The organism is Pedobacter sp. TM02, assembly GCF_059705275.1.
Genome location: NZ_AP046530.1, coordinates 3,909,950 through 3,935,627 on the forward strand (window position 1 = coordinate 3,909,950; position 25,678 = coordinate 3,935,627).

Below are 25,678 nucleotides of genomic sequence, written 5' to 3' on the forward strand. Positions count from 1 at the left end.
AGGGATTTTTTTTGCAATAGATTCAGCAATAAAATAAAGCGAGTAATCTCTTTTTCTCTTTATATTTACCATACCTATTGTTGTTATTTACTGTGAAGAGAATACGTTTACTGCTCATTGGCCTCTTGTGCGTGGTAGCCAGCTCTGCCTTTGCGCAGCTGACCATTAACGCCGTAGACCCTGGCCCATACACACCGGGCAGTACCCTAGCTGCTACATTTACCATCGACCCCAGCACAGCTTGTATTGCGCAGACGAATGTTTTTCAGCTCTACCTATCGGATGCTTCTGGCGATTTTACGGCAGAGACTCTCATCGGAACCTACAGCAGCTTTTACAGCACCTTTGTCAATGGCGTTTTGCCCAGCCCCTTGGCAGCTGGAACAGGCTACCGGGTAAGAATAAAGGCCAGTTCAAACGCTGCACTTGTTTCGGCTCCCTCGGCTCCTTTTGAAGTGAGGGCCGGCACACCGGTTGCGGCCAAGCTCATTTCCAATAAAATACTCGATAGCTCCAAAGATGCTTTCGGTTTTTGCTCGGCCCAAAGCGGTTCGGCCGCCGATGTGCTCCTGAGCAACCAATCAACCGCCGGAACAACCACCATCAGCCTCACGCACGAACTCAACCATACCACCACCACTATTCCTGTTACCACCCAAACTACTTTTAATGCAGACCGAACCCATTATACGGCTGTTACAAGGGTAATAACCGCCGATGGCAATGTGGCTACCCGCGCCTATTTCATCATTAACAACGAAGTAATTACGGCTTTTTCTACTACCGGAAACAATACGGTTTGCTTGCCGGGAGGCGCCCTCACCTACCTGATCAACGCGTCGTCGGTTAACGGTATTGGCCGTAACTTTCCGGGCAACACTTACCGCATCAATTGGGGCGATGGTACAGAATCGGTTTACACTTATTGCGATTTAAAAGGCGGTACGGTACAGCACTACTATTCGCAATCTTCTTGCGGACAGAGCTTCAATTCGGGCAGTACCACTATTTACAATGCTTTTGGCATCAACATTCAGGTTGTTAGTCCATTTGCCAACTGTGGCAATATCGGAACCCCGATATCCACTACCGCCAAGGTGATTACCATTACCCAGAATTTTATCAGTGGACCAATATTAGGCTGTACCAACAACAACGTTACTTTTAGCAACACCTCTATTTTAGGACAAGACCCCAACACCAATTCGCCTGGCTGTGCCGATTACAACAGTTTGTTCAACTGGTACGTAGATGGTATTTTGGTAGAGGCCAGCGTACCCAAATCGACTAACCTCAACTACATTTTTACCACCAATGGCCAGCATGTGGTTACCCTCGAATCGATTAGCAATGGCAACTGTACAGCACCTATTGCCAGCCGTACCATTTGTATACAAAATCCGCCACAACCATCGTTTACGCTTACCCCAACCACCATTTGTGTCGGTACAACCTTAAAGCCTGTTAATACTTCGGTGGTTGACGAAAGTTGCAACAACAATACCGTTTACAGTTGGACCGTTTCTCCGGCTACTGGCGTAACCTATGTCAATAGTACCTCGAGCAGCAGCAAAAACCCTGAAATCAACTTTGCCAATCCGGGTACCTACACCATTACCCTCCGCATCAACACGGCAACCTGTACAGCCGTTACTTCGGCTGTGCAAACCGTTACTGTAAACGAGGCGCCTACGGCTGTCTTATCGGCTGATGCCCAGCTTTGTGGCTTAAAGACATTTACCTTCGACAATACCGTTGGCAGTACCACCAGAACCATTCTTACAGGCACCATGACTCCAGAGCCAATTGGCACTTATACCTGGACGGTTACCTCGGGCAACAGTGGAACCTGGGCTTTCGTTAATGGCACCAATGCCAATACAAAATACCCACAAATCAGGTTCGACAATTTCGATACTTATACGGTTACGGTTACCCATACCAACAATTGCGGCACAGTAAGCGCCAGCCAAAAACTCACTTTTAATACCGCACCGGTTGTCAATGCGGGTCCGGATCAGGCCATTTGCTATAACGATGCGAGCTTTATCTTGGCAGGATCAGTTACTGGAACCACTTCGAGCCAAACCTGGACAACTACGGGTACGGGCACTTTTTCGCCCAATGCCAATGCTTTAAACGCGACCTACACGCCAAGTGTTGCCGATAAGAATGCCGGAACCGTAACATTAACCTTAACGGCTACCACTACCTTGCCAGCTCCATGTAACTTGGTATCTGATCAGGTGGTATTAACGATAAAGCCAAGGACTTTTGTCAATAGCTTGCCAAGCAAAACCATATGTACCGGCACGGCGGTGGCTTATTCGCCAAGCAGCAATATTGCTGGCGCCACTTTCAGTTGGACAGCCACCGGAGGACCTGGCGCAGGTGGTTTTAGCGCATCGGGTAATGGCGCCACTATTAACGATGTATTAACCAACAGCAATCCTACCACCAACGCCACGGTTACCTATACCATTACGCCAAATGCGAATGGTTGTGCCGGCGATCCTTTTACTTTTACGGTTACGGTTACCCCTAATCCCGTACTTACGGCTACACCCGTTAATGCGAATATCTGTAGCCAGCAAAACGCAGTAATCAACCTCAGTGCTAACCTGGCCAACACCAAATATACCTGGACAAGCACCGCCCAAGCAGGTGTTACGGGCAATACCAACAATGCCACGCCAAGCACTGCCACCAGCATTACCAATACCTTGGTAAACAGCACGCTTGTTCCAAAAACAGTTGATTATATCATCACCCCTATTTCTGCAAATAACTGTCCAGGAACACCTGTTACCGTAACCATTACGGTCGAACCGCAGCCTAGCACACCAAATGCCGGAGCAGATGCAAGCATTTGTAACACGGGATCTTTTGTATTACAGGGAAATCAGCCAGCCGTAGGAAACGGAAAATGGACCTTGGTTTCGGGCCAAAGCGGCGTAAGCTTTGTTGACGATACCCAATACAACACCCCTGTAAATGGCTTGGCAGCCGGACAGGTTTATGTATTCAGGTGGACCATTAGCAGCGCGGCAAGCTGTGCTCCAAAATCAGACGATGTTTCCATTACGGTAAACCCGGCCTCTGTGGGTGGCACCGTTGCTGGTAGCACCGCGGTATGTTCGGGAACCAACGGCGGTACGCTTACCTTAAGCGGTCAAACAGGCAATGTCATCAGGTGGGAAAGCTCTATCAATGGAGGCACCACCTGGGTAGCCATTGCCAATACCACCACCACACTCAATTATACCAATTTAAATACAACAACACAGTATCGGGCAATTGTTCAAAGTGGCGTTTGTGCACCAGACCCAGCAGTTGCTGCCACCATTACAGTAAGTCCGGCTGTTGTGGCCGCTAATGCGGGTGCAGACCAGGAGCTTTGTAACCAAACCTCAGCTACGCTAACGGCTAATTCTCCTTTGCCAAACACCGGTTTATGGACACAGGCTGGAGGCCCTGCAGGCGCAACTTTTGTTGACGCTACCTCGGCAACCACTCAAGTAAACGGACTTATTCCGGGGCAGATTTACGTCTTTACCTGGACCATTTCGGGCCAGGCCCCTTGTCCGCCAAGTACCGACGAGGTACAAATCAAAATCAACCTCCCTTCTGATGGGGGCACTACTGCCGGAAGCGCTTCAGTTTGCTCGGGTAGCAGCTCAGGCCAAATTACTTTAAGCGGACAGCTTGGCAATGTAGTGAGATGGGAAATTTCTACCAACGGAGGTACTACTTGGCAAACCGTTAACAATACCACCACTGCCATCAATTATAGCAACCTTACCACTACGACCCAATACCGCGCTGTGGTGAAAAACGGAACCTGCGCCGAAGCCAATTCGGCCATAAGTACCATCACGGTAAATCCAGCTGTAGCGACAGCCAACGCAGGCACTTCGCAAGAACTTTGCAACCAAACCACGACCACCTTGGCAGGTAACTCGCCTTTGCCAAATACAGGTTTGTGGACACAGAAATCAGGGCCGGCAGGCGCTGTTTTTGCAGATGCTACCTTGCCTAACACCCAAGTAATCGGATTGATCCCCGGACAAACCTACGTTTTCACCTGGACCATTTCGGGCCAGGCACCATGTCCGCCAAGTTCGAGCGATGTACAAGTACAAGTTAACCTGCCTTCCGATGGCGGCGTTACCACCGGAAGCACATCGGTTTGCTCGGGTAGCGGTTCTGGACAAATTACGGTGAGCGGACAAGTAGGCAGCGTGGTCAGATGGGAAAGCTCAACCGATGGCGGTGCCACTTGGCAAATTATCAATAGCACTGCAACCAGCATCAACTATAGCAACCTCACCGCTACAACCCAATACCGCGCCGTGGTGCGCAACGGCAATTGCGCAACGGCCAATTCAACCATCAGTACCATCACCGTAAATCCGGGTTCTATTTCGGCTAATGCCGGTCCAGACCAAGAGCTTTGCAACCAGACCTCGACTACCTTGGCAGGTAACTCGCCACAAACTCAAACCGGATTGTGGACCCAGGTTTCTGGTTCGGCGGTAACCTTTGCCGATGCTTCGCTTTACAACACCCAGGTATCAGGCCTTATTCCTGGCCAAACCTATGTATTCAGATGGACCATAAACGGTTTGGCTCCTTGTCCACCTAGCATGGACGATATGCAGGTTAAAGTCAACCTGCCTTCCGATGGCGGCGCTACTGCAGGAAGCACCGCCGTTTGCTCGGGGAGTGGCAACGGCAGCATAACCTTGAGCGGACAGGTGGGAACGATCCAGGGCTGGGAGCAGTCGACCGACGGTGGCACCACGTGGGCCCCAATCAATAACACCACCGGCAGCGTGGCCTACAGCAACCTGACCATCACCACGCAATACCGCGCCATCGTTAAAAATGGCAATTGCGCCCCGGCTTATTCAACTGTAGCTATCATTACAGTAAATCCAGGTTCTATTTCGGCCAATGCCGGTCCAAACCAAGAACTTTGTAACCAAACCTCGACCACCTTGGCAGGCAACTCGCCACAAACTCAAAGTGGCTTGTGGACACAAACTGGCGGACCTGCAGGCGCTTCCTTTGCCGATGCTAACCTGTACAATACGCAGGTATCAGGCCTTATTCCTGGCAACACCTATACCTTTACGTGGACCATTTCTGGCCTGGCGCCTTGTCCGCCAAGTTCGGCAAGCGTAACCATTAAAGTCAACCTGCCTTCCGATGGTGGCGTTACGGCGGGAAGCACCGCCGTTTGCTCAGGGAATGGCAACGGCAGCATAACCTTGAGCGGGCAGGTGGGAACGATCCAGGGCTGGGAGCAGTCGACCGACGGCGGCACCACTTGGGCCCCAATCACTAACACAACCGGCAGCGTGGCCTACAGCAACCTGACCGTCACCACACAATACCGCGCCATCGTTAAAAATGGCAATTGTGCACCGGCTTACTCAACGGTGGCCACCATTACAGTAAACCAGGCGGTGGCACAGGCCAATGCAGGCCCAGATCAAACCTTGTGCAATAGCTCGTCTATTACATTGCAAGGCAATTCGCCATTAACCAATACCGGCCAATGGACGCTTACCTCAGGACAGGCTGGCGTTACTTTTGCCGATGCTTCGCAATACAATACGCAGGTAAACGGCCTGGTAGGTGGCCAAACCTATACTTTCCGATGGACCATTTCTGGCTCGGCACCATGTCCGCCTACTAACGACGAAGTAGTCATCACCAATTTGGCACCGCTCACCAATACCAATATCACAACACCTTTTTCTACAGCCTGCAACGGCCAAGTAATTACCTTGGCCGGTAACGTGCCAAGCGGAGGCAATGGCACTTATACCTATGTTTGGGAAAGCAGCAACGATGGCGGAGCCACATGGACTACAATCAATGGTCAAACCAGTCCAAGTTTAACCATTACGGTAAATGCCAGCTTATCGTATCGCCGAACCGTAAACAGTGGCAATTGCAGCGCCATCAGCAATGTATTGCAGCTTACTGCACTGCCGGCCATTGCCAACAATAGCATTTCGGCTGATCATGCCATTTGTGTGGGTACCAACGCTACGCCAATAAGCGGTTCGCAGCCAACAGGCGGTGACGGCAACAACTATACCTATGGCTGGGAACAAAGCACAGACAATGGGGCTACCTGGACAGCCATTATCGGCGCCAACGCCAAAGACTACGCACCAGGAGCGATTACCCAAACTACTTCTTATCGCCGATTGGTAAGCAGCAGCGCTTGCGCAGGTGCTTTACAGCATATCAGCAATGTGGTTAAGGTTACCGTTAATCCAAATGCCAAGGCCGAGTTTAGCTTTACCCGCGATTTGGACTGCTTTCCTTTTGCAATCAATGCCAGCAACGTAAAAGCAACAGCCTACCCCGACCGCAATGCCACCTATACCTGGTATGCCGACAATGTAGTTATTGGTACTGGGATCAACTTCCCGGGCTACACCATTGCTACCGAAAATACGGCAGTTGTGATTAAATTGGTAGCCACCAGCAGTTTGGGCTGCAGCCAGGACGAAATGAGCCACACTTTCCGCACCCGACCAAATATCCTGGCCACGTTCACGCCATCGGCGGTAAATGGTTGTGGGCCGTTGGATGTCGATTTTACCAATACTTCCAACGCTTTAACCGGCGTAACCTTCGAATGGCGGGTTAACAATGTAATTGCCGGTACATCGGCCGATTTCCGCTATCGGTTTGATGCGGATCCTTTTGGCGAAGACAAGGAATATACCGTAACCCTTACCATCATTGGCCCTTGTGGCAAATCGCTTTCGGCGCCACAAAAAATAACCGTTTATGGTACGCCAATTGCCACCGGCACACCAGACAAAACGCGTGGATGCTCGCCGTTTACCGTTAATTTCAGAAATACGTCGCCAGGCTCTACCAACACCTATACCTACGAAATTGACGGGGTGATTGTCAACGGCCCAAGTACCAGCAAGACCGATTTCCCTTATACCTTCACCACCGATGTAGTTAGAACATACAAAGTAAAAGTAACAGCCACCAACGCATGTGGTACCGATACGAGGGAATATGTAATCGTGGTTTCGCCAAATACCATCAAACCAGGTTTTACCGTTGATGGCAACAAGCTCAGGGGATGCGCACCTTTCGACGTCGACTTCACCAACAGTACGGTAGGTGCCAGTCAGTATGTGTACAATTTTGAACCTGGCCAATCGGCTGAGATTTCTGTCAATAACCGTCCAGAAATTAAGCATCATCGATTTGACAAACCAGGAACCTATGTGGTAACGATGCTGGCCACCAACGATTGTTCTACTGCACCGGTACAAACCGTTACTATTACCGTCGATCCGCAGCCCGTAGCGGCGTTCAGCGCCAACCTAACCATTGGTTGCGACGGCTTGGCCGTTAAGTTTACCAATACCAGCAAGGATGCCATCGGTTATGTATGGGATTTCGGCGACGGGTCGCCAACTTCTACCGAAGTAGCCCCTACTCACGTGTACAAGGGCAGCGCCCGAAACTACACGGTTAAGCTTACCGCCATCAATAGCCTGGGTTGTCCAACTACCGAAGAAAAAGTTGATTACATCCGTATCGTTGGTCCGCCAAAGGCAGATTTCTCGATCTCTCCGGCCGCGGTAATCAGTATACCGAACTACACATTCAAATTTACCAACGAAAGCAGCAATGGCGCCCAAACCTATAAATGGACTTTTGGCGATGGCGATGCCTCTACCCTCAAAGATCCAGCACATACCTACTTGGATACGGGCCGTTTCTTGGTTACCCTAAGAACCTACAACGAACAGGGTTGTGTAGACAGCATCCAAAAATACGTGCACATTATGGGCATACCCGGCTATGTATATGTACCAAACTCGTTTATGCCGGGTGGCACCAATGTTCCGCTGCAAAAATTCATAGCTGTGGGCGCAGGCATCAAATCTTGGAAAATGTCGGTCTTCAATAAATGGGGACAGGTACTTTGGGAAACCACCAAACTCGAAGATGGCAAGCCTGTTGAAGGATGGGATGGCACCTACAACAACGTGGCCCAGCCACAGGGAATCTACTTCTGGAAAATAGAGGTACAGCTCATCAATGGTACCGAATGGAAAGGCGTAACCTACGATAAATCGGCACCGAAACGAACGGGCGAAATATATTTAATACGATGATGATGAAAAGCAGGATTGTTGGATTTTTAGGACTGTGTTTTTGCCTGATGGCTTTGAACATCAAGGCGCAGGACCACCTGTTTTCCCAGTTTTTTAACGCCCCTATTTACCTCAATCCTTCGTTAACGGGACAGTTTGACGGCGATCTGAGGCTCAACATGATTTACCGTAACCAGTGGTCTTCGTTAAGCGGCGACCTCTCCTATATCAACGCCTCTATTGATGTTAATGTACCCAAGCTTTCGGGAGGCGTTGGCTTGTCGTTTAACCGCAGCAGCGAAGGAACCGCCTACCTGGTGAAGAACAATGTGGCCCTCACCTATTCGTATAGTGTGGGCGACGATGATTTTTTGGCCTCTTTTGGCTTGCAGGCAGGATTTACCAACCGCAGCATCGACTGGAGCAAGCTGGTGTTTTTAGACCAGATTGATCGCCGCATTGGTTACATACCGGGCAGCGTATCATCGGCACAGTTGCCAGACATGTCCAATAAGTTCTTTTTCGACCCCGCAGCCGGCGCCAATTTTGTTTACCGCAACTTTATGCTGGGTGCAGGCCTGTACCACATCAACAAACCCGACGAATCGTTCAGCTCGGCGCAGGCGCGCCTGCCCATGCGCTGGACCCTCAACGCCAGCTTTAAGATGCCTTTGAGCTATCGCTATGATTACCTGGAAGACGAAGGCGCTTTTTTAATTCCTTCTGTAGTTTATTACAAACAAGGCAACACCTCTTCGCTCAGCGCCGGCGCACAGTTCAAGTACCGAAGCTTCAACTCTGGAATTTGGTACCGCACCAATGCCCTGAACGGCTCCGATGCCATTGTGGTTTCGCTCATCTTCGACATCTTTTTGAAGCGTAACGACAGCGAGAAAATGCGTATTGGCATTAGCCACGATGCCACGACCTCCAGGCTCAACTATACCAATACCAGTGGCACTACCGAGGCCAGTTTGGGCTACGAAAAATACTGGCCCAACAGTACGCGCATCAAAAAATACAACGGTTTGCGCTGTTCTAGCTTCTTTTAAGGTTCGAATCCATAAAACTTTTGCGGCTAGCTGGCGTTATTTGAATAATAATTTCGAAATTACGGCTTATTCAATCGAAGCTTTATGTTCCAGGAATTGTTTAACAATCAGCATTTTATTACCCAAAGCGAGGTCAACAAATTCTTATTGGCCATTTTGCTCTGCGGCCTTATTGGCATAGAACGCGAATTTAGAAGCAAGCAGGCAGGCCTTAAAACCATGATCATGATTGGCTTGGGCTCAACCCTGTTTACCATTCTTTCGGTAAAGATTGGCCTCAACAGCGCCGACCGCATTGCCTCTAATATTGTAACGGGCATCGGTTTTTTGGGTGCCGGTGTTATTTTTAAGGAAGACAACCAAGTGAAAGGCCTGACCACGGCCTGCGTCATCTGGATCGTTGCCGCCATAGGCATGGCCGTTGGTAGCGGCTATTATGAACAGGCCATTGGGGTTACGTTGATTGTGCTGGCCGCTTTACTTGTTTTCCCGTTTTTGGAGAATTTTGTGGATAGGCGCTTTACCAAAAGGGTGTACCGCATTGTTAAAAAATACGAAAACGAGAGCTTAGAAGCCTACGAAGAATACCTGCGCAGCTCTAAGCTCAAGATGCACCGTGGCAAACAGGAACTCTCCAACGGCATCATTAGCGGTACGTGGATAGCCGTGGGCAGCCCAAAAAACCACAAAAAATTTGTAGACAAGATGCTGCAAGACACCAAGATCATAGCCTTCGATTTTTAGTCGGCCTTATTCAATCCTTCTTCGTGTATCTTATCGAGAAAGTTGGTCAGCCAGTAAAAATCGCCCAAAAGCTCTTCAAAATCTACAGGTAAAGCTTCGATGTTGTAGAAAAGGTAATCAATCAGCATTTTTCGCAATCCTTTGTTAAGCCGATAGGCCGGTACGGTTTCCAAAAAAGTTTGCAGGCTTTCTAAAATAGGTGCGGCAATGGGTGCTGTGGTGGCAAAATTGTTTTCTTCAGCAGAAAAAGGTTCAGCCATTGGCGAGATTTCGATCAAGTCTTTCATGTTTTCAAAAGGTTTAGATGAGAGGTATGTATCAATAAGCGTATTTTTCAAATGCCTATTTTTACTAGTGTTTCGGCATTTTTATTACATTTATGATTACATCACCAATTTACTCACTCGATGTGAGTAAATCAATAGCCTAATCAAGAAAAACTCACGAAATGGGAATAAAAATAGATAAAGAACTGATTATAAGCCGAATAAAATCTCATTATGGCTTTAAATCAGACGCTGAACTGGCAAGATTTCTTGGAATAGCCTCCAATACGCTAGCCAATTGGCATAAAAGAAATACGGTAAACCTCGACCTTATACTCACCAAATGTGAAGAACTGAATGCTGATTGGTTGCTCAAAGGCATTGGGTTACCTATTAGAAAATATAAGGAACAGCCCGACGGCAATTTTTCGGTAGTAAACGATATTGCCGAGAAATACGTAAACGCCCGCATCGGCGAAGGCGACTACCAAAAAGACATCGAAATCCTGGTCAAAATCATTACCATCCAAGAACAGACGATCAAAGCCCAAGAGCAAACCATCGAAGCTTTATCGCTGAAAAAGAAACGTTGATTTCGATACGGCAAATTTTAAAGCAACCTGGTTCTTTTACCTTAGCCACTCTTAGGTGGCAATAGCTAATCCATCCTCAACACCAGCGCATGCTTCATCACTTTCGCACCACCGGGCAAGGTTATTTCCAAAACATCGCCTCGCTGCTTCCACTTCAATGCCTGCTTCATCCCCAGCAAAGTTAGCTTTTTAGGCATTTTGGGTGGCGACTGAATGCTTATCGTGGCATCGGCAGCCTTGCCTTCGTCTAAAAGATATAAAGCATACACACTGCCGTTTTTGCCTTGCGTAAAACAAACATTATTGGTTTTATACGGCGCAATGGGCTTACTGGCATAAATAGCTTCTTTGTTCACGTCCATCCATTGCCCCATTTCGGTAAGGCGTTGCAGGGCAGGCTCCGGAAAAGTACCATCGGGCTTTGGACCTACATCGAGCAAGAAATTGCCTCCTTTGGCCACAATATCGACCAGCAGGTGCACCAATGTATTCGTGCTTTTGTATCGATCATGGGGTACATAGCCCCAGGCATCGCCCATGGTCATGCAGGTTTCCCAAGGATAATCCAACGGCTTTTCGGGTATTTTTTGTTCGGGCGTTTGGTAGTTCTCGTATTCGCCGTGCACGGTACGGTCAACCATAATCAATCCCGGTTGTTTCGCCCTGGCCATCTGGGCAATGGCAGGCATGTTGATATCCTGATCCCAAGCCGGAATTGGCGCACCCCACGAAAGCACCTCTTCGTTAATGGTCGATTTTGGCCTCACCCAGCCCCCATCGAGCCATAAAATATCGATGCTGCCATAATCGCTCATCAGCTCTTGGATTTGATTATAGGTGTATTGCTTAAACTGTTGCCAGCGTTGCGGATGCAGGCGGATATCGTAGTTGTTGTTGCGGTCGGGCGTGGCATAGCGTGGCCACCAGTAATATTCGCTGTGCCAATCGGGCTTTGAAAAATAGGCGCCAATCATAAATCCTTCCTTCCTGAAAGCCTCAAAAACCTCTTTGGCAATATTGGCTTTCGGATTGGTGGCAAAAGGCACATCGCTGGCCGTTACCTTATAGTTCGACTGCTTGGTATCGAACAGGGCAAAACCATCGTGGTGCTTAGTGGTGAAAACCACATATTGCATGCCTGCTTTCTTGGCGTATTCGGCCCAAATAGACGGATTGAAGTTTACCGGATTAAACTGCTTGCTCAGGTTAAAATACCAACGCTTGTAATCTTCGTAGTTTTTGGTGCTGTCGCGCGGTATCCAAGAGGCATCTTCGGAGCAGATGCTCCACGATTCAACAATGCCCGGAATACTGTAAATACCCCAATGCATAAACAAGCCAAACTTTTTATCGCCCCATTGGCTCAGCTTGGCCTGTACTTTGGTATCGCTGGGTGCTTGGTAATGTTGCGACTGGTAATGTGCTTGTTGGGCGTGGGTCGCAAAAAACAGGCAAAAAACAAGGATGGTTAGATAGATTTTTTTCATAGGTTGGCCCGAATTGGTTAGCCCAATTTACGTAAATATCAGTAAAAGTATATAGCTTTGTTATCCATGCAAAAAGAACAGATTTCAGTTTTCGATATATTTAAGATTGGCATTGGCCCATCGAGCTCACATACGCTGGGGCCTTGGCGTGCTGCGCAGCAATTTACTGCCTCCTTAAAAAAACAGGCTGATTTGGCCGACGTGGTTCAGGTGAAAATCCTGCTGTACGGCTCATTGGCCAAAACGGGCAAGGGGCACGGCACTGATATTGCCGTATTATTGGGCCTGGCTGGTGGCGACCCGGTTACCTTTGATGTCAATGCCATCGACAGTACCATCGAAGCCATTAAACAAGAACAGCGCTTAAATTTAGGAGGCGAATATGAAATTCCTTTCTCCTACACCGAAGACCTGATTTTCCTTTTTGCAGAGAGCTTGCCTTTTCACCCCAACGCAGTTACTTTTCAGGCTTTCCTGAACAATGGCAAGGCCTTTTCCGAAACCTATTATTCTATTGGTGGCGGCTTTGTGGTAAAAGAGGGCGAAAACGGTTCTGAAAAAGAACAGGTAGACTTGCCGTTTCCGGTAGAAAAAGCCAGCGAATTGCTCCACTGGTGCCTATCAACCGGATTAAAAGTAAGCGAAGTAGTCATGGAGAACGAAGCGGCCTGGCGTCCGGAGGCCGAAACCCGCAAGGGCGTAATGCAGCATTTCAACGTAATTAGAGATTGTATTTATCGGGGTTGCCATACCAGTGGCTTTTTGCCTGGCGGATTAGACGTAGCACGCCGGGCTTCGAAAGTGAACAGCAAGCTTACGGCTGGCGAAGCCTACACCGATTACGACAGCTGGGTACAGGTAATTAGGAAAGGCGGCAATGGCTTCAACTATACTTTAGATTGGGTAAGCTGCTTTGCTTTGGCTGTAAATGAAGAAAACGCAGCATTTGGCCGTGTGGTTACCGCACCAACCAACGGCGCCGCTGGTGTTATTCCAGCTGTTTTACAATATTTCATTGCTTTTTGCGATGGCTATACGGAAGACAAAATCATCCAGTTTATCTGCTGTGCTTCAGAAATAGGCAGCATCTTCAAAAAGGGGGCGACCATATCGGCCGCAATGGGTGGTTGCCAGGCAGAAATCGGCGTATCGTCGGCTATGGCTGCCGCCGCCTTAACCGAATGCCTGGGCGGTTCGCAACGCCAGGTTTTAATGGCCGCCGAAATTGCCATGGAACACCACCTCGGCCTTACCTGCGACCCTATTGGCGGACTGGTACAAATCCCTTGCATCGAACGCAATACCATGGGTGCCATCAAAGCCATTACCGCTAGCCAGCTGGCCCTGCAAACCAATCCCGATAAGGCCAAAGTAAGTTTGGATGCCGTGGTCAATACCATGTGGGAAACGGCTCTGGACATGAACTCGAAATACAAGGAAACTTCTGATGGCGGCTTGGCTACCAATATTCCGTTGAGTTTACCGGAGTGCTAAAAAACTGAAAAACAAAAGAGTACAGCGAATAGCAAAAGAACCATCTAACCCTTAATTCAACTTAATGCCTTAATGTTAGGTTGAAAGGTTGAAGGCAATAACCACACAATCCTTAAATCTGTTGATTGGCCTTGATTGCCAAATAGCGGTTCACAACGTTTACCGTCAGGTTTTGAGGCGGGGTAAGCAGACTTAGGATACCGTGTTTGGCCAGTTCTTTCACCATCAGTTTCTTTTCGTAGGCAAATTTCTCGGCAATGGTTTTAATGTAAATGCCCTGCACATCCTTAGCCGGTTCTTCACTCAATGCCTTCAGGCTGGTATTTTCAAAAAAGACAATCAGCAACAAATGGAACTTGGCTATTCTTTTCAAAAACGGCAACTGTCTTTCCAGGGCCGACATGCTCTCGAAATTGGTGAAGAATACGACGAGGCTTCGCTGCTTTAAAGTGGCCCTCACCGTGCTATACAACGCTTCCATATCGGTTTCGAGGTAGCGGGTTTTCTCCTTGTAAAGCACCTCCATGATCTTGTTCAACTGTACGGGCCTGCGGTCGGCAGGCACCACATTCTTGGTTTTTTCGGCAATGGTAATCAATCCGGCCTTGTCTTCTTTGACCAAGGCAACGCTGCTCAAAATCAGGCTGGCATTAATGGCATAATCGAGCAGGGTCAAGCCTTCAAAAGGCATGCGCATGGCCCTCGATTTATCGATTACGCAATACACATGCTGTGCTTTCTCGTCGGTGTACGAATTCACCATCAAATCGCCTTTGCGGGCGGTGGCTTTCCAGTTTACGGTACGGTAATCGTCGCCAGCCACATAGCTTTTCACCTGGTCAAATTCCATGCTATGGCCCAACCGCCTGATTTTTTTGATGCCAATATCGGTTAAGCGGTTAGAAACCGCCATCAATTCATATTGCCTGAGCTTTAAAAACGATGGATAAACCGGAACCGTTTTGGGGCTACCGATGTTAAACCGGCGACTCAGCAACGCCAGTGGCGATTGTACATACAGCCTGGTAAGACCAAAATCGTATTCTCCTCTTTTGGTAGGACGCAACAGGTAGGTAATGAGCTTTTGCTCGCGCGGTGCCAAATGGGCTTTGAACCAGATATCGCGCTTTTGGAACTGGAACGGAATTTCGTCGATGATGCCTAAGCTTACCGGAAAGCTATAAAAATTTTCGAGGTAGATCTTCAGTTCGTTATCGTCGCCATTGCTGAGGCGCTCGGGCACTTCCCTACGTAGGAATACGCCCTTTTTGGTGCGATAGAGCAAGACCATATCCAACAGCACCAACAACAGCAATACGCCAAAAAAGAGGTAGGGCAAATCGCCCAATACAGGAAGGAAAAAGGAAAACAGAAACAGGGCCACGCATACGCCCAGCGCAATGAACAGGCGCTTGCCCAAAAAGAGGTCTGTATAATATTTTCTGAAAAACTTTTTCATTTCCTTAGCTTTCGCCACGATCAAGAAACAACCTTGGGTAGCAGCGATGATTCTATCTTGGCACTTCTATTTTCTTGATAATTTGGGTGATGATATCGGCTGGGGTTAGCCCTTCCATTTCTTTTTCTGGGCTCAGCATCACACGATGTGCCAAAACCGGAACAGCCACCCTCACAATATCGTCGGGTGTTACAAAATCGCGACCGCCCATGGCCGCCAATGCCTTGGCGCCGTTTACCATGGCCAACGAGGCCCTTGGCGAAGCACCCAGGTACAGCGACTTGTTGTGGCGCGTTTCGTGCGTAATTTGCGCTACGAAAGCCAGTAATTTCGGCTCAACCACCAAGGCTTTGATGGTAGCACGCAGGGCTTTGATCTGTGCTACCGATAAAACAGCATTGATTTCCTGCAGTTGCTCTTCGGGCTTGTGCTGGTGTTGTTTAGAGAGAATTTCGATTTCCTCTTCGAGCGAAGGGTATTTAACTTCTATCTTGAACAAAAAGCGGTCTAGTTGGGCCTCTGGCAAGCGATAAGTACCTTCCTGCTCAATCGGGTTTTGCGTAGCCAATACCATAAAAGGTTCTTCCAGCTTGTAAGTATGTCCATCAACGGTAATCTGGCGTTCTTCCATGGCTTCGAAAAGGGCCGATTGTGTTTTGGCTGGTGCGCGGTTAATCTCGTCTACCAGCACGATATTGCCAAAAATAGGCCCCTGCCTGAATTGGAACTCGGCTGTTTTCGGACTGAAGACCGCCGTACCCAGCACATCCGAAGGCATGAGGTCGGGCGTAAACTGTATCCTCGAAAAAGAAGCCGAAATACATTTGGCCATCAGTTTTGCGCTGAGGGTTTTGGCCACGCCGGGTACGCCTTCGAGCAAGATGTGCCCATCGGCCAGCAAACCTGCAATCAGCAGGTCTATGGTATCTTTTTGACCCACAATGATATTGCCCAACGTTTCTCTGATTTGGGCTACGGCAGCGCTCAATTGGCTCAAATCCGTTCTTTGGTCAAACATTTCCTGTTCCATAGCTATTGGTCTTGTTTATAAAATTGTTCTATCAGTTTATTTAATCTAATCAGATCCTGGTCGCTGATCAAATAACCGCCGTTAAGGTATTGTAGCTCTACAAAAAGTGCTTCGATGGTTTCGGCGGTGGCACCTGTACGACTGACCAGTGTTTCTTTAAATTCTTCGTTAATATTTACCGTACGCAAACGGTATTTGCTGCGCAGGTATTCGAGCCAATAATTGATTTTTTTCTCGGCTATATCCTTGTTGTTGCGTTGCTGGTAGTAAACGCGCCCTATGGTTTCAGCAAACTCGACCGATGTATTTTTAGGTTGCGAAATAACCGGAATGATACGCTGGCGCCTTTTGATCTCGAAAAGTACAAAAGCAATCAGGCTAAAAAGGGCAATGTAATAGGCCCAGCGCAACTGGTCGTATTTAAACAGTACGCGCAAGGGCGATTTGGCCGCCGCATCAGGGCGCGTAAAATATTCGTCCCAAATCACGCGATTTGTTTTAGGCAAATAAGACAGTGCTTTGGAAGCATATTCTGAGCCATCTTCGCGCAACAGGTTATAGTTCGAAAACAGCTCTGGGTTAGGCAGCAGGTACAGCGCGCCCTTGCCAAAATCATAGCGGATAAAATTGGCTTCTTTGCCCTGTCTGGTACTCAGCACCGTTGCCCTGGCCGTGTCTATCTTGTTAAAATACTGCTCGCAAATACCTTTATCGAAATAATAGTCGATATCGCGTTTCAAGACCGGGTTTAAAAAATTGACGGCGTATTTTTTGCCATTCCTGAAATACACACTGTTAGAAAGCGAGGTCCGCAAGGTATCGAGCAATACGCCTTTAATACGGGATGCCGCAATAAAAACCTGATTGCCTTTTTGCATATACTTCACCAGCTGTTCGTAGTCGAGCTTATCGATGCTAATCTCTGGTGCAATCATCAGATAGCTTGAACCTAGGGCCCCGGCATTTTCTTTGAGCGTATTGTAAACTGCTTTTTTTTGCACCTCCACTTTGGCATTTGGAAAAAGATCGTGTATGCGCTGATACAAGATATAGGTGCCATAGGGGATTTTATCTTCCTTTAAATAAGTAGGTCTCCAATCGATCGGTTTTGGCTTGAAATACTGCATGCCCAAGTAAACGGCGAGCAACAAGCCGGCAATCACCATGTATTTTCTCAATCCGTTCATCTGTTCTGCTGGTTAAATTGTTGAAAGGATTGAGCGATCGGTTCGAAATGCTGCTTGTCGATAAAAAATTCGCCATACCATACATATTCGAAGCGGTAGGTTAATTCGGCAAATTCTTTGCGGTAGTTTTCGTTCTGCAGTTCGAGCACATAGGTCTGGTTGGTTTTATCGGGCTGCCAGTTGATCATATCCCTATCGCTAAGGCGCTTAAGGGTTTTGAGGTACAGCAAACGCACCGCCAAACGGTAGTTGCCGTCTTGCACGGCTTTATCCAGCTGTTCATCAAAATCGATTTCGTGGATATTTTCCAGGCTTTCTTCGTAGGGAACTTCGATGCTTTTCGGTTTTTTGGCCAATACGCGCAAATCGAGCCCCAGCAGCTTTAAGACGCCATAGGCTACGCCTACTACCAAAACCGCGATCAGGAAGTACTTAAGAAAGACGAAAAAATACTTGAGCAAGGCGCCATCGCCGGCATTGCCACCCCTAAAAATCCTGCCGATCAGATCCCAAAGCCAGGCGATGAGCCTTTGCCACCAGCTTGCATTTTGCGGCGCCGTTTCTTCGTAAACAAACTCCTTTTGCTTGCTATAGGCATCCACGGCTTGCCGGTCTATTTGGCGTTGCTCTACCCGGCTGCTGTCTATCTTAATGGTTTTTGCTACTTTGTCAGGCGCTGGTTTGGCCGGTGTTTGCAAGGCGTGGCCATAGGCGCTTAACAGCACCCCCAACAACAGTACAAAAACCAGCCTTAAGCGCATGTTAATATTCTTCTTGAACAAAAGGATGGTCGTCTTTGGCATTATTCTGGCCCAGGCTGTCAATTCTTTCCATAAGGCCGGTACTTTCCTTGCGCTCAACCAGGTTAAAATAAATCACTGCGGCACCCACAATTGGAATAACCATAAATACCTGCGAAAACTGCTGGGCAATGGCCATAATTACGCCATAGGTACCAAAAAATGCACTGTTGTCGCGCATAAAGGCCCCAGCCATAGAAATAGCCACAGCAGGCACTTGGATCACCATCGCACAAGCATAGTAAATAAAGAAAATGACCAGCAGCGTGGCAAAAGTAACCCACCATTCGCCTTTCAACAGTTTAAACGCACGGTTAAAAGAGAAAGAGAAGCCGGCATTTTCCAGAATCAGGATGGGATAAAATATGGTAGCGGCCGGAAAAACATAGATGCCCGGTACGAGACAGAGCACAAAGGACAGGCCCAAAAACATAGACATCAAGATGCCGCTGCCCAGCATGCGCCAAAAATAATATTTAAAGTACGACCAAACCTCGGCCACCGTAGGCGCAATATTTCCCTTTCTCACGTAAAGCGATATGTACGACAACACTGTTAGGTAAATGGCAGTATAGTTGAGGATGATAAAAACAAACATCAATACATAGTTCAGCGTAAAGTTAGAGAACATGTAAAGCGATCTTGTGCCCCTGCTGTAATCAACTGCATTGGCGCTTTTGACCAGGTTGCCCACTTGCACCTGCATCAACACGGAGTTGATCATGCTGGCCAAAACAAAAAAGCCGCACAAAAACAGGTAGGCTTTTAAAAGGGGCTTGATATTTTGCTTGATAAAAAGAACGGTATCGCTGATGATGTCACCAAACTCCCTAACTTTTCTAAATTCAACAGGTTCTTTCATGTTTAATTGTACTGAGTGCGTTTTGCTAATTGCATAGGATAGATAATCACGTACCAAACCATAAAACCGAGCGAGCTGGCCAATATGCTAATGCTCAGCCAAACAGGCATTTCGGTATGTCGGGTAATAAAACTTTCAAAAAAGGCGGCCAGCAAGATAATCGGGCTAATGCCCAGCGCTATTTTTGCCGCATCCTTGGCGCCGTGCCTAAAGGCTGCCATCCGGGTATAGGTTTTAGGGAAAAGCAGGCCGTGGCCCAAAACCAGTCCGGCGCCACCAGCTACAATAATGGAAAGGATTTCGAGCGTTCCGTGTATCCAAATCACCAAAATCGATTGGGCGCCCAAACCTTTGCTAAAAAAATAATATTCGAAGGCACCCAGCATAATACCGTTCCTCATCATGGCGAAAACGGGGCCTATTGACAAGAATATGCCACTGACAATGGTAACCAGTGTAACCCAAATATTGTTGCTGGCAATCATGAGGAACATGCCAAACTCGTTGTATTCTTTATATACGCCAAAGGGATCGCCCTTGGCAATATTTTCGTTGGTCATGTTTACATAGCTATCGCCCAAAATGAGGCGTAGGAAAGTATCATCGTATTTGGCCGAAAGGATACCGATGGCCATTGACAGCGTAAAAAAGATCAAAGAATACAGCAGCTGCCGGCGATATTTAAAGAACAGCAAAGGCAAATCGAGCTTCCAAAAACGGGTAAAGCGATTTGCATCTTCCTTTTTGTTTTTGTAAATGGCCTGGTGCAACAGAGAAGCAATGCCATTGAGGTAGCTCGTAGTTTTAGATTTGGGATAAAAAGTTTTGGCGTAGGCCAAATCGTTGGTGATTTCTATAAACCGCTCGGCCAACTCGTCTGGATTATTGGTCTGTAGCTGTTCATAGTTCTTCCACTTTTCGGCATTCTGCTTTACAAACAGCGCTTCTCTCATAGATAGATTTCCCGGTTCTAGAATTTTTCCGTTAAAATAAAACAAAAATTTTATTAGTCAACAAAAATTAAAAAACGATATTATATTTGGAGCTATGGAAACAGTTAGGGTAAATACCAGTCAGCACGTAGACATCGATTATCCGGTTGCGGGTGTGGGCGAGCGCATGGCATCATGGCTTATCGACATCGCGGCCCTTGGCCTCACCTTTCTGATCTTTCTGTTTGTTTTCAGCGCCACCGACCTGCTAAAATCAGCCATTTTTGGAAAGGTGATGCTCGTAATCTATGCCTTTCTCTTTTTGTTCTACGACCTGCTTTGCGAAGTTTTTATGAATGGGCAAACCTTGGGCAAGCACATCCTTAAAACCAAGGTGGTTAGCCTCGACGGCGGCCAGCCGAGCTTGGGCCAGTACTTTATCCGCTGGGTTTTCAGGATCGTAGATTTTCCATTAACCGCCTGGGCTGGGGGCTTTCTCTGCGTGGTGCTTTCAGACAACAAGCAACGCATTGGCGATATTGTGGCCGGAACAACTGTCATCAAAACCGTACCGCGCACCAAGCTGCACCACATTGCCTTTCATCCTGCAGCCGAAAGCTATACGCCTGTTTTCGATAGTGTTCACCTGCTCACCGACCGGGATGTAGAACTGGTGCACGAAGTGCTGAATACCTATTACAAAACCTTTAATCCAAACCTTGTTTACCAAATGGCCGGCAAAATATCGTCGCATTTAGGCACAGCTATACCCGAAGGCATGAACGAGCTCGATTTTCTGAAAACCATTGTCATGGATTACAACCAGGTTACCTCAAGGGCAGTCTGATCATTTAAAGTTAGCCTCGACTGCACTAGCCACTTTTAGTGCCCATTCGCCATACATTTTAGCCGAAGGATGCAAACCGTCGGCCGCAACCAGCCCAGCATCGGTAAGCGCATTTCTAGAGCCTGGGGTAATATCTGTATAGCTTATGCCCAAAGCCAGGGTTTCTGCTTTGTTAATGGCATTAAAAGCATCTATTTCCTGCGCAATGGCCTGTACATCTCGGCCACTGTTCTTGCCAAAAGGCGTTACGCCCCAATCGGGAATAGATACAACAAAAACATGTTTTTTCCGATTTCCTGCAAAGCTTATAGCGGTTTGTAGCAGGGCTTTGAATTCCTTGCGATAGGTATCTGGCGAATAGCCTCGATACTGGTTGTTGACCCCAATAAGCAAGGTAACCAGATCAAAAGAAGTCTTGATTTGGGCCTCGTTAATGGCGGCCTGCAGCTCGTCGGTTGTCCAGCCGGTTTTGGCAATGATTTTTGGAGTCTGCACATTCAGGTTCGCCGTTTTGAGCCGTGCTGCCAATTGATAAGGGAATGATTCGCTGGCGCTAACCGCCTCGCCAATCGTGTACGAATCGCCTAAGGCCAGGTAGGTTAAAGGGGTACCCGAAGGTACCGTTGAAGCAGTATTCATATCAGAAGCCGTGTTTTTATCGCAGCTCAATAATAAACAAAATGACAGAAAAATACCGCTAAATTTCATCAACTTCATTTACGAAATTTTGCACCAACCGGTTTTACCTAGTGCAATTGATGCGTAACTATCTTATAGCCATAGCTGACCAGCACGGCCAAACCCGTTGCCAGATACAACGCCTTGAGCCATTTGGCATTGGTATCCCATTTAAGGCTATAACTCAGCAAGGCGGCCAAAGCGCTGACCAAAAACAACAGCGTAGGCGGATAAAAATGTAAACTGGCCTGCCAATCGCCGCGCACAAGGGCCAACAGCGAACGCTGAAAGCCACAACCCGGACAGTCGAGGCCGGTAAGCCGCTTAAACGGGCAGGGCAACAAAAAACCATCGGCCTTGCTAAAAATAACTAACAAGACAGATGGGTCATATCTTACCAATAACTTCAATTGCACTAGGCTTGTGGCTGGCTTGGTGGCGAAGGTGGCTGGTTAAATGGTCCGTTAGGATTGTTGAACGGATTGTTTCCGAAAGGATTTTGTGCCTCTGCTGCCGAAGGGCCCAAATATTTGGCATCGCCGAAACCCAGGATAGGCCAGAAAATAAAACCCAAAAAGAACAGGCCAACAGTAAAGCCTTCGCTTTTGCCATAGCTTTTGCTCATTAAATTAAGCACCCAGATACAAAACACAAAGTTTACACAAGGTATTATGCACCACAACAACCAAATAGAAGGTTTGCCTACAATTTCAATCATTACATAAATATTGTAAATGGGAATGAGGGCTGCCCAGCCTGGTTTACCGGCTTTTTCAAAGGTTTTCCACATGCCGGCAATCGAAATAATGCCCAAGGCAAGGGAAATTAGCCAAAATGTTAAAAAAATGCCCGCAAATATGCTCGCACCTGCGCCTGAGTAATCTGATGAATAATCCATAGTTTTTTAGTTTTTAGTTTAACTTAAAATTAGGGGTTCTATTCAAACAACAAAATTAATCAAGGTTATTTTTCTTAACACTAACCACTGACTATAAGCAAATTACACCAACCCCTCAATCAAAAAACGGTCTTAATGCAAAGCTACGGCCAGTTTTTTCCTGAAATTGGCATCGGTAAGTATACTGGCTTCAAAGTCGGCAAAATGTTTATTGACCATGGCATTTTCTTTCGCATCGAGGTTATTGAAGAAAAAGGCACAAGCTATTTTGGCCCCGTTTTTGGCACTGGCGTAAAAGGCATCGGTAAGCACAAAAGCCGTTGAGCCGCCTTTTTGGCCCAAGTGGTTAAACATGGCCTGGTTGCCCGGATAAGCCATGGGCCATTCCATGATGCTTTCGAGCACGCTTTGCACTTTTGGTTCAAAAAACTTGCCATTCAGGATTTTTTGCATCAGCTGGGCATAATCGTAAGTAGTAGCGCCTACTAGCCTGTCCGACCAAACCTTTTGCACCGATAAAGGAAGGCGCGCAAAGCTAAACTGTTTCACATAGTTGGGATCTGCCTTAAGTTTGCGGTGGGCTTCCTCGCATTTTTTGGCATAGGCTGCCAAAGGCATAGTGCTCAATTCCGTGATCCATGCTTCATTGCTTTTGCCTTCGGGCCGAAGCGTGGCCATAGTAGCGCCGGCCGTAAAATAATACAAAGGCTGGTGCGATTTCAGCTGCAATGCTGCCAAGTTTTTATTGATAAGGGCCAGGCCTAACAAATCCTGCAGGTATTCGGTATTGGCATTAGAACTGAATTTGATCATTCCTTGGGCCACCTGAAGCAAAGTTACGCTATCGCCCACCGATTTGCCTATCGATTTGAGCCAACTGGGATGTGCCTGCCCATCGGTGTTGGGAATATAGTATTTTGCCAAGTCTTGCACGGCAACTTTTGTTGCTGGCGATATTTTTTTTGTGGCTACCTGTTTGGCAAAGGTAATGGCAATAATGGTTTTGGCAGCGCTGGCCAAGGGCATTACCTGATTGCTGTTCCAGCTAACGGTAGTTTGGCCACCTTCTATCAAATAAATCGATGCCTTTTGTGGATTCTGCTGGATGAAGCTAACCAATTCGTCCAGGTTTTGGGCCCGGGCAGTTAAACCTGCCAACAAAAATAGGCAACCAAGCCACCACTTTTTCATATCAAACCAATTCCATTTTAAACAAGGTGGCAATATGGCCCTTTAATTTTTCCTTTACTTCGGCGATGTCCACTTCCCTGCCCAATTCGCGTTGCAGCGAGGTTACATCCTTATCGTCGATGCCACAAGGCACAATATTTTTAAAGTAATCGAGGTTGGCATTCACGTTGAAGGCAAAGCCATGCATGGTTACCCAACGGCTGCACCGAACGCCCAGGGCACATATTTTACGGGCTTTTTCGTTGTCGGCATCCAGCCAAACCCCGGTATAGCCCGGGTAGCGCCCAGCTTTAATGCCATAATCGGCCAAAGTGAGGATTACTGCTTCTTCGAGTGTTCTCAGGTACAGGTGGATATCGGTAAAAAAATGGTCGAGATCGAGTATCGGGTAACCCACAAGCTGGCCAGGGCCATGGTAGGTAATATCGCCGCCCCGGTTAATCTTGTAATAGGCCGCTTCTTTGGCCCGGAGGCCTTCCTCGTCGAGCAACAGGTTTTCGGGATGCCCACTTTTGCCTAGGGTATAAACATGCTTGTGTTCGCAAAACACCAGATAATCGGGGGTTGGAATAGCCGTAGCTTCGGTTCTGTTTTGGGTTTTAAGGGCAACGGTTTGGCCAAAAAGCTCTTCCTGTTTGTCCCAAGCCTCCTGATAATCGATCAGGCCCCAATCCAAAAACTTAACCCTTACCTTGTTGGCCAGCTCATGTGCCGTGCTTTTGTTTTCCATAAACTTGTTCCTCAGGCCACCACATAGCCCAACATATAGCCATCTTTGGTTTTAAAATAGCTCACGGTCAGCTCTTGGGTACCTTCGGGCAAATCGACCAAAGCTTGTAGCGAACCTTCTTTTTTTAGTTTGAACGGCTTGATATGGATATGTTGCTTAAATTCCAGGCCTTTTTTGCCGTGCCACTTGTAAATGGCTTCTTTGGCACACCAACTTACATAAAGGCCATCGGTATTATCGCCAATCTGCTTTTGGGCCAGCTCTACATCCGAAAGAAACTTATGCTTGATGCTTTTGATCTTATGCTTGATGAGCTCGATATCAACCCCTACCTTCCTGTCTTTGCCCACAATTACGGCAGCGTAGTCGTAAGAATGGCTCAGCGAAATATGAGTGTCCGAATTAACCAGGTAAGGTTTGCCATGTTCGTCCATGCGGCAGTCGATATAGTCGGCCGTGTTGAGCATGGTGCGCAACAATACCCTCGTACCCAGCCAATGCAGGGCTCTTTTTCCGTTGCTTAGCGAAGCGATTACATCCAGTTCGTGCTGCTTAAGCTGCAGGCTGGCCAGAAGCTCTTCTTCGGTTTCTTCGATTTTCCATACAGCCAGTATGGTTTGGTCATCAATTTTTCTATTAAAAACTATTGGCATCTCTTATTTAGAAAATCAATACAAAAGTATCTTAAATTAATCATAATTTAGTCCAAAACTTCATAAAATGATACTCTCAGACAAACTGATACTTGAGGAAATAGATAAGGGCACCATTATTATAGAGCCATTCCATATCGATTGTTTGGGCACCAACTCCTACGACGTACATTTGGGCAAATATTTGGCCACCTACAAAGACCGCGTACTCGATGCCAAGGCCCACAACCAGATAGACCATTTCGAAATCCCGAAAGAGGGATTTGTACTGCAACCCGGTACGCTTTACCTGGGCGTAACCCTCGAATACACCGAAACCCATGCTCACGTCCCTTTTTTAGAGGGCAAAAGCAGCACCGGCCGTTTGGGCATCGACATTCATGCCACCGCCGGCAAGGGCGATGTAGGCTTTTGCAATACCTGGACTTTGGAAATTTCTTGTGCACAACCCGTTAGGGTTTATGCCGGCATGCCTATTGGCCAATTGATTTACTTTGTGGTAGAAGGCCGCATCGGCAACCTATACAACACCAAAAACAACGCCAAATACAACAACAAAACCACCAAGCCCGTAGAAAGCATGATGTGGAAGAACACTTTTTAGCAATCAACTAACTTTTTA

The 25,678-nt window shown here is 47.5% G+C and carries 21 protein-coding genes; 7 read left to right on the plus strand and 14 right to left on the minus strand.

Translation table 11 applies throughout. The features are described from left to right. Window positions 1-92 precede the first annotated feature (92 nt). The 3 genes from AC6H1S_RS16840 (at window position 93) to AC6H1S_RS16850 (ending at window position 9,949) form a co-directional block, all read left to right on the plus strand. The gene (locus AC6H1S_RS16840) at window positions 93-8,174 is read left to right on the plus strand and encodes a DUF8696 domain-containing protein (protein WP_497564363.1); all 8,082 of its coding nucleotides are present in this window, start codon (window positions 93-95) and stop codon (window positions 8,172-8,174) included. 2 nt (window positions 8,175-8,176) lie between these two features. Continuing rightward, window positions 8,177-9,205, plus strand: coding sequence for a PorP/SprF family type IX secretion system membrane protein (locus AC6H1S_RS16845; protein ID WP_199136081.1), 1,029 nt, complete (start codon window positions 8,177-8,179; stop codon window positions 9,203-9,205). Between the two features lie 84 nt (window positions 9,206-9,289). After that, entirely contained in the window at window positions 9,290-9,949 is a 660-nt protein-coding gene (locus AC6H1S_RS16850) for an MgtC/SapB family protein (RefSeq protein ID WP_199136083.1), read from the plus strand. Here AC6H1S_RS16850 and AC6H1S_RS16855 read toward each other — a convergent pair. Further along, window positions 9,946-10,236, minus strand: coding sequence for a hypothetical protein (locus tag AC6H1S_RS16855; RefSeq protein ID WP_497564364.1), 291 nt, complete (start codon window positions 10,234-10,236; stop codon window positions 9,946-9,948). The genes AC6H1S_RS16850 and AC6H1S_RS16855 overlap by 4 nt on opposite strands. A 161-nt stretch (window positions 10,237-10,397) precedes the next feature. Between AC6H1S_RS16855 and AC6H1S_RS16860 the strand changes: the two genes are divergently transcribed. After that, the gene (locus AC6H1S_RS16860) at window positions 10,398-10,808 is read left to right on the plus strand and encodes a helix-turn-helix domain-containing protein (RefSeq protein WP_199136087.1); all 411 of its coding nucleotides are present in this window, start codon (window positions 10,398-10,400) and stop codon (window positions 10,806-10,808) included. A gap of 65 nt (window positions 10,809-10,873) precedes the next feature. On the opposite strand, the gene AC6H1S_RS16865 is transcribed toward AC6H1S_RS16860, so the two are convergent. Next, complete coding sequence (locus tag AC6H1S_RS16865; protein ID WP_497564365.1) at window positions 10,874-12,295, minus strand: alpha-L-fucosidase; 1,422 nt, start codon at window positions 12,293-12,295, stop codon at window positions 10,874-10,876. Between the two features lie 66 nt (window positions 12,296-12,361). Between AC6H1S_RS16865 and AC6H1S_RS16870 the strand changes: the two genes are divergently transcribed. After that, window positions 12,362-13,789 carry an L-serine ammonia-lyase gene (locus AC6H1S_RS16870; RefSeq protein WP_497564366.1) on the plus strand — a complete coding sequence of 476 codons (1,428 nt, stop codon included), beginning with the start codon at window positions 12,362-12,364 and terminating at the stop codon, window positions 13,787-13,789. Window positions 13,790-13,901: 112 nt separating this feature from the next. Here AC6H1S_RS16870 and AC6H1S_RS16875 read toward each other — a convergent pair whose 3' ends face one another. The 6 genes from AC6H1S_RS16875 to AC6H1S_RS16900 are packed head-to-tail and all read right to left on the minus strand — an operon-like array spanning window position 13,902 to window position 20,080. After that, complete coding sequence (locus AC6H1S_RS16875) at window positions 13,902-15,248, minus strand: DUF58 domain-containing protein (protein WP_497564367.1); 1,347 nt, start codon at window positions 15,246-15,248, stop codon at window positions 13,902-13,904. A 52-nt stretch (window positions 15,249-15,300) separates the two neighbouring features. Then, window positions 15,301-16,278 carry an AAA family ATPase gene (locus tag AC6H1S_RS16880; protein ID WP_497564368.1) on the minus strand — a complete coding sequence of 326 codons (978 nt, stop codon included), beginning with the start codon at window positions 16,276-16,278 and terminating at the stop codon, window positions 15,301-15,303. Window positions 16,279-16,280: 2 nt separating this feature from the next. Continuing rightward, entirely contained in the window at window positions 16,281-17,465 is a 1,185-nt protein-coding gene (locus AC6H1S_RS16885; RefSeq protein ID WP_497564369.1) for a DUF4350 domain-containing protein, read from the minus strand. After that, window positions 17,462-18,247: a DUF4129 domain-containing protein gene (locus tag AC6H1S_RS16890; protein WP_497564370.1), complete on the minus strand. Its 786-nt coding sequence runs from the start codon at window positions 18,245-18,247 to the stop codon at window positions 17,462-17,464. Before AC6H1S_RS16890 ends, AC6H1S_RS16885 begins: the two co-directional genes overlap by 4 nt. Further along, entirely contained in the window at window positions 18,228-19,127 is a 900-nt protein-coding gene (locus tag AC6H1S_RS16895; RefSeq protein WP_497564371.1) for a hypothetical protein, read from the minus strand. Before AC6H1S_RS16895 ends, AC6H1S_RS16890 begins: the two co-directional genes overlap by 20 nt. A 2-nt stretch (window positions 19,128-19,129) precedes the next feature. Further along, a complete protein-coding gene (locus AC6H1S_RS16900; protein ID WP_199136103.1) occupies window positions 19,130-20,080 on the minus strand; it encodes a stage II sporulation protein M in 951 nt (316 codons plus the stop codon). Window positions 20,081-20,174: 94 nt separating this feature from the next. On the opposite strand from AC6H1S_RS16900, the gene AC6H1S_RS16905 reads away from it, so the two are divergent. Further along, window positions 20,175-20,906, plus strand: coding sequence for an RDD family protein (locus AC6H1S_RS16905; protein ID WP_199136105.1), 732 nt, complete (start codon window positions 20,175-20,177; stop codon window positions 20,904-20,906). On the opposite strand, the gene AC6H1S_RS16910 is transcribed toward AC6H1S_RS16905, so the two are convergent. The 6 genes from AC6H1S_RS16910 to AC6H1S_RS16935 form a co-directional block, all read right to left on the minus strand. Then, window positions 20,907-21,623, minus strand: coding sequence for an SGNH/GDSL hydrolase family protein (locus AC6H1S_RS16910; RefSeq protein ID WP_497564372.1), 717 nt, complete (start codon window positions 21,621-21,623; stop codon window positions 20,907-20,909). A 29-nt stretch (window positions 21,624-21,652) separates the two neighbouring features. Next, window positions 21,653-21,961 (minus strand): DUF2752 domain-containing protein, encoded by a 309-nt coding sequence (locus AC6H1S_RS16915; protein ID WP_497564373.1) that lies wholly within the window; start codon window positions 21,959-21,961, stop codon window positions 21,653-21,655. A gap of 38 nt (window positions 21,962-21,999) precedes the next feature. Next, window positions 22,000-22,482: a DUF5684 domain-containing protein gene (locus AC6H1S_RS16920; protein WP_199136111.1), complete on the minus strand. Its 483-nt coding sequence runs from the start codon at window positions 22,480-22,482 to the stop codon at window positions 22,000-22,002. Between the two features lie 132 nt (window positions 22,483-22,614). Next, the gene (locus AC6H1S_RS16925; protein ID WP_497564374.1) at window positions 22,615-23,673 is read right to left on the minus strand and encodes a serine hydrolase; all 1,059 of its coding nucleotides are present in this window, start codon (window positions 23,671-23,673) and stop codon (window positions 22,615-22,617) included. A 1-nt stretch (window position 23,674) separates the two neighbouring features. Further along, the gene (lipB, locus tag AC6H1S_RS16930; protein ID WP_497564375.1) at window positions 23,675-24,403 is read right to left on the minus strand and encodes a lipoyl(octanoyl) transferase LipB; all 729 of its coding nucleotides are present in this window, start codon (window positions 24,401-24,403) and stop codon (window positions 23,675-23,677) included. Between the two features lie 11 nt (window positions 24,404-24,414). Next, window positions 24,415-25,056, minus strand: a complete 642-nt coding sequence (locus AC6H1S_RS16935) for a 4'-phosphopantetheinyl transferase family protein (RefSeq protein ID WP_199136117.1) — start codon at window positions 25,054-25,056, stop codon at window positions 24,415-24,417. 67 nt (window positions 25,057-25,123) lie between these two features. Between AC6H1S_RS16935 and dcd the strand changes: the two genes are divergently transcribed. Then, window positions 25,124-25,660 (plus strand): dCTP deaminase, encoded by a 537-nt coding sequence (dcd, locus tag AC6H1S_RS16940; RefSeq protein WP_199136119.1) that lies wholly within the window; start codon window positions 25,124-25,126, stop codon window positions 25,658-25,660. Window positions 25,661-25,678 lie beyond the last annotated feature (18 nt).